Raw genomic sequence first — 12,082 nt, 5'->3', positions numbered from 1 at the left:
CCGGCTCGCACGCTGGCTGATCAGCGAGGGCGTCGGACCGGAATCCCTGGTCGCACTGGGCATGCGCCGCTCGCTGGACCTGGTGATCGGCATGTACGCGGTGTCCGCCGCCGGCGCGGGCTACCTGCCGCTGGACCCCGACCACCCGGCCGAGCGCCTCGAGTACATCCTCGAGACCGCCGACCCGGTGACCGTGCTGACCTGCGGTGCGGATCTGCCGCTCGACACCGCCCAGGTGCGCATCGACCTGCTCGACCTGACCGGCATCGCCGACGCGCCGATCACCGACGCGGATCGCATTGCCCCGCTGCGGGATTCCAACACCGCCTACGTCATCTTCACCTCCGGCTCCACCGGCCGCCCCAAGGGCGTCGCGGTCAGCCACGCCGCGATCGTCAACCGCCTGGTCTGGGGCCGGTCGGCGCACGGCCTGACCGCCGCCGACGTGGTGCTGCAGAAGACCCCGATGACCTTCGACGTGTCGGTCCCGGAGTTCTTCCTGCCCTTGCAGATCGGTGCGCGCCTGGTGATCGCCAAGCCCGAGGGCCACAGCGATCCGGTGTACCTCGCCGAACTCATCGCTCGCGAGGGCATCACGGCCGCGCACTTCGTGCCGTCCATGATGACCGTCTTCGTCGCCGAGGAGGCCGCCGCGCGGTGCACCTCGCTGCGGATCGTCTTCGCCTCCGGTGAGGCGCTGTCCTCGAAGCCCGCGCACACGCTGCGCGAGCTGACCGGCGCGGAACTGCACAACCTCTACGGCCCGACCGAGGCCGCGGTCGAGGTGGCCTACCACCAGGTCACCGATGCCGACGTGGACGCCGTGCCGATCGGCCGCCCGACCTTCAACACCGAGCTCTACGTGCTGGACGCGCGGCTGCGCCCCGTCCCGGTGGGCGTCGCGGGCGAGCTGTACCTCGCCGGTGACCAGCTGGCGGTCGGTTACGTGGCCCGCCCGGGCCTGACCGCGGATCGTTTCGTGGCCAATCCGTTCGGTGCGTCGGAGCGTATGTACCGCACGGGTGACCTGGTCAAGTGGAACCGTGACGGTGAGCTGGAGTATCTGGGTCGCACCGACTTCCAGGTGAAGCTGCGCGGTCTGCGCATCGAGCTGGGGGAGATCGAGGCCGCGCTGACCGCGCACCCCGGGGTCGCCCAGTCCGTGGTCGTGGTGCACGGCTCCGGCGCCGACGCGCAGCTGGTCGGCTATGTGGTGCCCGCCCCGGGCGCGGAGATCTCGGTGGCCGCGCTGAAAGCCGAACTGGCGCAGCGACTACCGGTCTACATGGTGCCCGCCGTCCTGATGGCCCTGGAGTCCTTCCCGGTCAACAGCTCCGGCAAGCTGGACCGCGGCGCGCTGCCCGCCCCGGCCGCCGCCACCACCGCCTTCCGTGCGGCCACCGGCCCCGAGGAGCGGATCGTCGCGGAGGTCTTCGCCTCGCTGCTCGGCGCCGCGCGAGTCGGCGCGGACGACGATTTCTTCTCGCTCGGCGGCAACTCGCTCATCGCCACCCAGCTGGTGGCGCGCTTGGGCAAGGCCGCGGGCGTGCGGATTCCGCTGCGCGCGGTGTTCGAGGACGCGACCGTCGCGGGCCTGGCCGCCAAGATCCGCGCGGCCGACGCCGAGACGCTGGTCGAGCTGCCGCCCGTGGTCGCGCAGGAACGCGGCGACCACATCCCGCTGTCCATCGCCCAGCAGCGGCTGTGGTTCCTCAACCGCTTCGACATCCGCGACGGCTACACCATTCCGTTCGCGCTGCGCCTCACCGGCGCGCTCAATGTCGAGGCGCTGCGTGCCGCGGTCGCCGACGTCGTGGACCGCCACGAGACCCTGCGCACCATCTACCCCGAGCACGACGGCCAGGCCGGCCAGCTCATCCTGCCCACCGGCACCCGCCTGATCGACCTGGTCCCCGAGCCCGTCACCTCCGCCGACTTGCCCGGACTGGTGGAATCGGTGGCGCGTACCGCCTTCGACGTGACCGCCGAGGTGCCGTTCCGCATCCGGCTGCTCGAACTCACCGACGAGCCGGGCGTCCACCTGCTGGTCCTGGTGGTGCATCACATCGCCGCCGACGGCTGGTCCTTCGGCCCGCTCACCCGAGACATCGCCACCGCCTACGTGGCCCGCTGCGCCGGTGAGGTCCCCAACCTGGCGCCGCTGCCGGTGCAGTACGCCGACTTCGCGCTGTGGCAGCGCGCCGCCCTGGGCGGTCCCGAGGACTCCGAATCGGTGCTGGCCCAGCAGCTCACGCACTGGACCCGCCGCCTGCACGGCGTCCCGGACGTGCTGCCCCTGCCCACCGACCGTCCCCGGCCCGCCGTGGCCAGCGGTCGCGGCGCGGGCTTCAGCGGCCGCTTCGACGCCGAATTGCATTCGGCCGTCCTGGCTTTCGCGGCCGAGCGCCGGGTCACCCCGTTCATGGTGCTGCACACCGCGCTGTCGGTGACGCTGGCCCGCCTGTCCGGCACCGCCGACATCGTGATCGGCACCCCGGTCGCGGGCCGCGGCGACGAGGCCCTCGACGACCTGGTCGGCATGTTCGTCAACACCCTGGTGCTGCGCACCGAGGTGCGCCCGGACGCCGCCCTGGCCGAGCTGCTCACCCAGGTTCGCGACACCGACCTGACCGCCTTCGACCACGCCGTGGTGCCGTTCGAGATGCTGGTCGAAGCGGTGAATCCGGTGCGCTCCCAGGCGCACGCGCCGCTGGCCCAGGTGACGCTGACCCTGCAGAACCACGCCCGGCCCAGCATCAAGCTGAACCGTCTGGCCATCGAGGCGCTCACCGTGGACGCCACCGCCACCCAGTTCGACCTGGACTGGACGCTGGCCGAGACCACCGGCGCCGACGGCGCGCCCGGCGGCATCGACGTCTACATCACCTACGCCACCGACCTCTTCGACGCCGCCACCATCGGTGGCTTCCAGGAGACCTTCGAACGCGTGCTGCGGGCGCTGCTCGCCGATCCCCGCGTCGCCGCCGGTGACGTGGAGATCATGTCGCGCGCCGAACGCGGTGCGCTGCTGGTGGATCGCAATGCCACCATCCGGCCGCTGCCGGTCGAGACCCTGGCCGAGCTGCTCGACGCGCGGGCCGCGCTGGATCCCGACGTGGACGCGCTCGTCTTCGAGGGCGAGCGGGTCGGCTACGCGGACCTGGCCCGGCGTGTGAATCGCCTGGGCCGCCTGCTGATCGCGCAGGGCGTCGGCCCGGACGCGATCGTCGGCGTCACCGCCCAGCGGTCCGTCGACATGGTGGTCGCGCTGTTCGCGGTGGTGGCCGCCGGCGCCGCCTACGTGCCGGTCGACCCGTCCCACCCGGCCGACCGCATCGCGCATGTGCTCGGCACGTCGAGCAGCACCCTGGTGCTGACCCTCGGCGGGGCCGCGCTGCCCGAACTCGCGGGCGTGCGCGTGCTCGACCTCGCCGAGCTGGCGGAATCCGGTGCGCTGGAAGAGTTCTCGGACGCACCGATCACCGACGCGGACCGGCTCGGCGTCCTGCACCCGGACAACCTCGCCTACGTGCTGTACACCTCCGGCTCCACCGGCCTGCCCAAGGGCGTGGCCACCAGCCACCGCGCCATCATGAACCAGCTGCGCTGGCTCGAGGAGCGCTACGGCGTCACCCGCGACGACAGCATCATGCAGCGGGCGCCGCTGGCCTTCGACGTCTCGGTGTGGGAGTGCTTCCTGCCCGCCATGGTCGGTGCGCCCCTGGTGATTCCGCGCCCGGGCCCGCTGGACCTGGACTACCTGGCCGACCTGATGCGCGAATTCGGCGTCACCATCGCCGAACACGTGCCGTCGGTGCTGGCCGCGCTGATCGCCGAGGGCCACGGCGACGCCCTGAAGTCGTTCCGCCACCTGCACACCGGTGGTGAGGCGCTGCCCGTCGAGCTGCTCGGCCGGCTGCGTGAGCTGGTCGGCGGTTCGGTGCACAATGCCTACGGTCCGACCGAGGCCGCGATCTCGACCATCTACCACGAGTTCTCCGACGCCGACCCGGATTTCGAGGTCGCCATCGGCCGCCCGAACTGGAACACCCGCGCCTACGTGCTCGACGCCCGCATGCGCCCGGTGCCGATGGGCGTCATCGGCGAGCTCTATCTGGCCGGCGCCCAGCTGGCCCGCGGCTATCAGGGCCGCGGCGCGCTGACCGCCGACCGGTTCGTGGCCGACCCGTTCGGCGTGCCCGGCGCGCGGATGTACCGCACCGGCGACCTGGTGCGCTGGAACCGCGCCGGCGACCTGGTCTACATGGGCCGCAACGACTTCCAGATCAAGCTGCGCGGTCAGCGCATCGAGCTCGGCGAGATCGAGGCCGCCCTGCTGTCCGCGCCCGGCGTGGCCAACGCGGTGGTGCTGCTGGCCAAGGACACCACCGGGGCGGACTGCCTGGTCGGCTACGTCTCCGGCGAGCAGCTCGACGCCGAGGCGGTGCTGGCCCATGCCCGCACCCAGCTGCCCTCCTACATGGTGCCCGCCCACGTGGCGGTACTGGACGCGATGCCGCTCACCACCGTCGGCAAGCTCGACCGTGCGGCTCTGCCCGCTATCGAGTTCACCGCGACCACGGTCGCCTTCCGGGAGCCCGCGCCCGGCGCGGAGGCCACCCTGGCCGCCCTCGCCGGAGATCTGCTCGGCGGCGTCACCCTCGGCGCGGACGACGACTTCTTCGCCCGCGGCGGTAACTCGCTGCTCGGCATGCGCCTGATCGCCCGCGCCAACGCGGCCCTCGGCGTGGAACTCAGTGTGCGTCAGCTGTTCGAGGCCCCGACGGTCGCGGGCCTGGCCGCGCTGGCCACCGCGGCGGGCACCGGCCTGCCGCTGCGGCGCATGGTCCGGCCGGAGCGAATCCCGTTGTCCCCGGTGCAGACCCGCATGTGGCTGCTCAACCGGCTGGACCCGGAATCCGCGGCCTACAACCTGCCCTCGGCGGTCCGGATCACCGGCGAGATCGACACCAGCGTCCTGCTGGCGGCCTTCGGCGACGTGGTCACCCGCCACGAGGCGCTGCGCACCATCTACCCGTCGGACGCGGACGGCGTCGGCTACCAGCTGGTCCTGCCTGCCGAGACCGCGCCGCTCCCGCTCGAGATCCACACCGGCGAGAACGCCGCCGACCCGGCCTGGATCGCGGCCTTCGCGAACACCGGATTCGACGTCACCACCACCGTGCCGATCCGCGCCGCGCTGCTGCGCGAATCCGAGGACAGCCACGTTCTCGCCGTGGTGCAGCACCACATCGCGGGCGACGGCCAGTCGATGAACCCGCTGCTGCGCGACACCGTCACCGCGTACCTCTCCCGGGCGGCCGGACACGCGCCGGAGTGGACCGACCTGCCCGTGCAGTACGCCGATTTCGCGCTCTGGCAGCGGGCCACCCTCGAGCTCATCGGGGACCGCGAGCTCGCGTTCTGGACCGAGACGCTGCGCGACCTGCCTGAGGAACTGTCCCTGCCCACCGACCGGCCCCGCCCGGAGGCGGCGTCCGGCCGCGGCGCGTACCTGCACACCACGGTGGACGGCGACCTGGCCGCCGCGATCAAGCGAATCGCGGAGGCGCACAACGTCACCCCGTTCATGGTGTGGCACGCCGCGCTGGCGCTGCTGCTGGCCCGCCTGTCGGCCGGCACCGACATCGCCATCGGCACCCCGATCGAGGGCCGCGGCAATGCCGCCCTCGACGACCTGGTCGGCATGTTCGTCAACACCCTGGTACTGCGCACCCAGCCGGAACTCGACCGCGGTTTCGACGCGCTGCTGGCGCAGACCCGCGACGCCGACCTGGCCGCGTTCGACCACGCGACCGTGCCCTTCGATCAGGTCGTGGACGCGCTCGGGGTGTCCCGCACCCAGGCGCGGAACCCGCTGTTCACCGTGGCCCTGGCGTACATGAACCTGGACACCCCGACCTACTCGGCGCCCGGCCTGACCCTGGCCGGCGTCGACTACGAGGCCCCGGTGTCCCGCTTCGACCTCCAGGTCACCGTCTCCGACGAGCCGGACGCCGACGGGCGGCTGGCCATCGAATGGAACTACGCCACCGATCTTTTCGACGCCGAGACCATCGCGTCCTTCGCCGACCGCCTGGACCACGTGCTGCGCGCCGTGGCCGCCGACGTGACCCCGCCGATCGGTGACATCGAGCTGATGGAGGCGGCCGAGCGCCGCAATGTGCTCGAGCTGTGGAGCGGTCCGGGCGCGGGCATCGGCGAGACCGGCGACACCATCACGAGCCTGTTCGAGAACGCGGTGGCACGCCACCCCGAGCGGATCGCCGTCGGTTTCGGCGACGAGCAGCTCACCTACGCCGAACTGGATCGGCGCGCGAACATGCTGGCGCGCAGGCTGATCAGCCACGGCGCGGGCCCGGAATCCCTGGTCGCGGTGCTGCTGCCGCGCACCGCGGAGCTGGTCGTCGCCCTGCTGGCCGTGCTCAAGGCCGGTGCGGGCTACGTGCCGCTGGACCCGGCCTACCCGGCCGACCGCATCGGCTACGTGCTCGAGCACGCGAAGCCGACCAGCGTCATCACCGACTCCACCGTCGGCGTCGAACAAGCGCTGGGAGGCGCCGCGACCGCCGCGCTGAACATCATTCGCCTGGACGAGGATTCGGAGGAATTCCCGGGCACGCCGGTCACCGATGCCGACCGTCCCGCCCCGCTGCACCCGGACAACCTGGCCTACGTGCTCTACACCTCCGGCTCCACCGGCCGCCCCAAGGGCGTCGGCGTGACGCACCGGAACGTGGTGCAGCTCATGGAGAACATCGTTCCCGAGTTCGAGTTCAGCCAGGACGATGTGTGGGTTCTGTTCCACTCCTACGCCTTCGACTTCTCGGTGTGGGAGCTGTGGGGCCCGCTCTTCCACGGCGGCAAGGTCGTGGTGGTCGACTTCCTGCTCTCGCGCTCCCCGGAGCAGTTCCTCGAACTGCTCAGCCGGGAGCGGGTCACCGTGCTCAACCAGACCCCCTCGGCCTTCTACCAGCTCGACGAGGCGGACCGCCTCGCGGCGGCGGCCGGCACCGCGCACGACTTGTCGCTGCGATACCTGATCCTCGCCGGTGAGGCCCTGGAACTGCGCCGCCTCTCGGATTGGGTCGCCCGCCGCGGCGGCGCCGAGCCGCGACTGGTGAACATCTACGGCATCACCGAGACCACGGTGCACGTCACCCACCGGTCCCTGGACGCCGGAACCATCGCCGCCGCGACCGGTTCGGTGATCGGCGAGGCCATCCGCGGGCTGCGCACCTACGTCCTCGACGAACGACTGCACCCGGTACCGGTCGGTGTCTCCGGCGAGCTCTACGTGGCCGGTGCGCAGCTGGCGCGCGGCTACATGAACCGCCCGGACCTGTCCGCGGCCCGCTTCGTGGCCAGCCCCTTCGGCGCGCCGGGCGAGCGGCTCTACCGCTCCGGTGACGTGGCCCGCTGGAACCGCGACGGTGAACTCGAATACCTGGGCCGCGCCGATGATCAGGTCCAGGTGCGCGGCTTCCGCATCGAACTCGGCGAGATCGAAGCGGCCGTGCTCGCACAGCCGGGCGTCGCGCAGGCGGCGGTCATCGTGCGCGAGGACCAGCCGGGCGATCAGCGCATCGTGGCCTACCTGGTGCCGGAGGACGGCATCACGCCCGCCGTGGATGCCGTCCGCGACGGGGCCGCCGAGCGGCTGCCGTCCTACATGATCCCGTCGGCCTTCGTGGTGGTGGACGGAATCCCGTTGACCGTCAACGGCAAACTGGACCGCCGCGCCCTGCCCAAGCCCGAACTCCGCACCGCCGAGTTCGTCGCCCCGCGCACCGACGCCGAGCGCACCGTGGCCGGCATCGTGGCCGAGGTGCTGGGCATCGAGGACGCGGAGCGGGTCGGCCTGGCCGACGAGTTCTTCGCCCTCGGCGGCAACTCGCTGACCGCCACCCAGGTGGCCGTGCGGCTGTCCGCCGCGTTCGGCGCACAGGTGCCCGTGCGCGCGGTGTTCGAGGCGCCGAACCTGGAGGCGCTGGCCGCCGCCGCGGTCGCGGCCGACCGGAACGCCGCGGTCCGCCCGCCGCTGCTGCCCCGCACGGCGGTCGGCCCCGCGCCGGTTTCGCCTGCCCAGCAGCGCATCTGGTTCCTCAATCGCCTGGATCCGGATTCGACCGCCTACAACATCCCGCTCCCGATCCGCCTGACCGGACCCCTGGAGGTGGCGGCGCTGCAGGCCGCGATCGCCGACGTGGTGGTCCGGCACGAGGTGCTGCGCACGGTCTACCCGGAGACGGTGACCGGTCCGGTGCAGGTGGTGCTGCCCGCCACCGCGGTCGCGGAACTGCCGGCGCTGGCAGCGATTCCGGCCACCGAGGAGACCGTCGTCGCGGCGGTCACCGAGCTGATCGGTCAGGGCTTCGACGTCACCGCGTCGGTGCCGCTGCGGGCCGCGCTGTACGAGCTGGCCCCCGAGGACCACGTGTTCGTGGTGGTCATGCACCACATCGCCGGTGACGGCGCCTCGCTGGCCCCGCTGGCCGGGGATGTCATGACCGCCTACGCGGCCCGCAAGTCCGGCGTCGTCCCGGCGTGGACGCCGCTGCCGGTGCAGTACTCGGACTTCGCGGTCTGGCAGCGCGATCTGCTGGGCGCCGAGGACGATCCGGACTCGCTGATCTCCCGTCAGCTGGGCTTCTGGACCGAACGCCTGGCCGGGCTGCCGCCGCAGCTCGAGCTGCCCACCGACCGGCCACGCCCGGTGGTGCTGGAGACCGCGGGTCGTCGCGTCGACTTCACCGTCGACGCCGAAACCCACACCGCGCTCACCGATCTGGGCCGCGCGAACGGGGCCACCCTGTTCATGACGGTGCACGCCGCGTTCGCGACCCTGCTGTCGCGGCTCACCGGGTCGGCCGACATCGCGGTCGGCACCCCGATCGCGGGCCGCGAGGACGCCGCGCTCGACAACCTGGTCGGCATGTTCGTCAATACGCTGGTGCTGCGCACCGGCGTCGACCCGGCCGAGGGCTTCGACGCGCTGCTGCGCCGGGTCAGGACCGACGACGTCGCCGCCTTCGGCAACCCGGACGTGCCGTTCGAGCGCCTGGTCGAGGTGCTCAAGCCGGAGCGCTCGACCGCGCGCCACCCGCTGGTGCAGGTCGGCTTCTCCTTCAACAACCAGCGTCCGGCCGCCTTCGACCTGGACGGTCTCACCGTCGCCGCCGTCGAATTCGACAGCGACGTCACGCAGTTCGACCTGCACCTGGTGATCGTGGACAGCTACGACGCCGACGGAACTCCCGCCGGACTGACCGCCACCATGACCTACGCGACCGCCCTCTTCGACGCCGCCACCGTGGAGTCGTTCGTGCGCCGCTTCCAGCGGGTGCTCGACGCGGTCATCGCCGACGCGTCGGTGCGGACCGGTGACATCGACCTCCTCGACGCGGACGAGCGCACGCTCATCCTCGAGGAGTGGAACGACTCGGCGGCGGTCTTCGGGGTCGAACCCGAACCCACCCTGGTCTCGCTGTTCGACGCGGCGGTGGCCGCCAACCCCTGGAACATCGCCCTGGTGGCCGAGGGCCTGGCGCTCACCTACGCCGACCTGGACGCGCGGGTGAACCGCCTGGCGCGCTTCCTGATCGAGCACGGCGTCGGCGCCCACGACACCGTGGCCCTGGCGCTGCCGCGCTCCGCCGACCTGGTCGTGGCCATCTACGCGGTGCTCAAGACCGGCGCCGCCTACGTGCCCGTCGACCCGGCCCAGCCGGGGGAGCGGATCGCCCACATCCTCGACACCGCGCGGCCCGTCCTGGTGCTGACCGCCGCGGATCTCGAACTGGACGAGGCGATTCCGGCCGTGCGACTCGACCGGCTCGAGCTCGGCGGCTACCAGTCCGAGCCGATCACCGCGCGGGAACGCCGGCACGGCCTGGTCGCGGGGAACACCGCGTACGTCATCTTCACCTCCGGCTCCACCGGTCGCCCCAAGGGTGTGGCGGTGTCGCACCAGGCGATCGTCAACCGCCTGGTGTGGATGCAGTCCGAGTACCGGCTCACCGCCGCGGACGTGGTGCTGCAGAAGACGCCCGCCACCTTCGACGTGTCGGTGTGGGAGTTCTTCTGGCCCTTGCAGGTCGGCGCGCGCCTCGTCGTGGCCGCCCCCGAAGGCCACCGCGACCCGGCCTACCTGGCCCGCGTCATCGACGCCGAGGGCGTCACCACCGCCCACTTCGTGCCCTCGATGCTGGCCGCCTTCGTCACGGAGCTGGAGAGCAGCAACCCGCCCCGGAGCGAAGCGGAGGGGCAGATCGGACACAGCCTGCGTCAGGTGTTTGCCTCCGGTGAGGCGCTGCCGGGTGGCGTGGCCCAGCGGCTGCGGGCGCTCACGGGCGCGGAGCTGCACAACCTGTACGGCCCCACCGAGGCCGCGGTCGACGTCACCTACCACCGGGTCGTGGACGCCGACGTGGACACCGTGCCGATCGGTCGTCCGGTGTTCAACACCCAGGTGTACGTGCTCGATTCGCGCCTGCGGCCGGTTCCGGCGGGTGTCGCCGGTGAGCTCTACCTGGCCGGTGACCAGCTCGCCACCGGGTACGTGGAACGCCCCGACCTGACCGCGGATCGTTTCGTGGCCAACCCGTTCGGGACGTCGGAGCGTATGTACCGCACCGGTGACCTGGTCAAGTGGAACCGTGACGGTGAGCTGGAGTACCTGGGTCGCACCGACTTCCAGGTGAAGCTGCGCGGTCTGCGCATCGAGCTCGGCGAGGTCGAGACGGCGCTGACCGCGCTGCCCGAGATCGACCAGGCCGTGGTCGTGGTCTGGCCGGGACAGGACAGCGGCGGCGAGCACCTGGTCGCCTACCTGGTGCCCGCGGGCTCCGGCGCCCCGGATACCGACGCCGTGCGCCGCGCACTGGCGCAGCGTCTGCCCTCGTACATGGTGCCCTCGGCCTTCGTGACCCTGGACGCCCTGCCGCTCAACACCTCCGGCAAGCTCGACCGCCGGGCGCTCCCGGCTCCCGAGTTCGCCGCCCGCGAATTCCGGGCTCCGGCAACGGAGCTGGAGACCACCGTGTGCGCCGCCTTCGCCGAGGTGCTCGGCGTCGAGCGGGTCGGCCTGGACGACAGCTTCTTCGAGCTCGGCGGCACCTCGCTGGTCGCGGCCCGGCTGGCGTCGCGACTGGGCGAACTGCTCGGCACCACGGTCCCGGTGCTGCTGCTGTTCACCGCGTTCACCCCGGGCGAGCTGGCCCGGGAACTGGACGCGGCGAGCGGCGCCGATCCGGAGGCCGCGCTGGACGTGCTGCTGCCGCTGCGCCGCGAGGGCAGCGCGGAACCGCTGTTCTGCATCCACCCGGTCGGCGGCATCTCCTGGTCCTTCGCGGGCCTGGCCGCCCACCTGGACGCCGACCGCCCGATCTACGGTCTGCAGTCACCGGCCCTGAAAGCCGATGGCGTGCTGCCGGATTCGATCGAGGACTGGGCCGCCGAATACGTGGCCGCGATCCGGGCGGTGCAGCCGTCCGGGCCGTACCACCTGCTCGGCTGGTCGCTCGGCGGTGTCCTCGCCCACGCGGTCGCGGTGCGACTGCAGGGCGAGGGCGAGCAGGTCGCCACACTGGCCATGCTCGACAGCCACCTGGCTCCGGCCGGGGCCGGGCCGGTGTCCACCGACGCCGCCCTGGCCGAGGTGCGGGAACTGCTGGGCAGCCTGCTCGGTGACCGCGCCGGCGACCTGGATCTCGAGGCCGTCACCACGCCCGCCGACCTCGCGGCCCGCGTGGTCGCGCTGCCGGATCAGGGCGACGGCTGGAGTCCGGCCTCGCTCGGCGAGGACCGGATCGCCCGCATCCTCGCGTCGAGCCTGCGCTCGATGGAGCTGGCCCAGGCCTACCGCCCCGGCCGTTTCCACGGCGACCTCACGTATTTCACCGCAGCCCTGGAGGAACCGGCCGCCGCCGGCGCCGCCGGGTGGACCGCCGCCGTCGACGGCGCGGTGCGCGATCACGCGGTACCCGAAACCCATTGGCAGATGACATCGCCGACGGCGCTCGCGCTCATCGCGCGGTCGCTGAACGCACTGTGGCACTGA

General features: G+C 72.2%; 1 protein-coding gene (running past one end of the window). It reads left to right on the top strand.

Annotated features, from left to right (window positions below):
• Window positions 1–12,082 carry the 3' portion of a non-ribosomal peptide synthase/polyketide synthase gene (locus tag ABZ412_RS16980; protein WP_357281708.1) on the top strand. Its footprint begins 6,995 nt before the window's first position, so the window shows 12,082 of its 19,077 coding nt (coding positions 6,996–19,077); the start codon falls outside the window, past its left edge; its stop codon occupies window positions 12,080–12,082.

The organism is Nocardia sp. NPDC005746 (genome assembly GCF_040630785.1).
Lineage (GTDB): Bacteria > Actinomycetota > Actinomycetes > Mycobacteriales > Mycobacteriaceae > Nocardia.
Note: the sequence above shows the minus strand (reverse complement) of the source record. Positions and strands in the feature narration are given on the sequence as shown.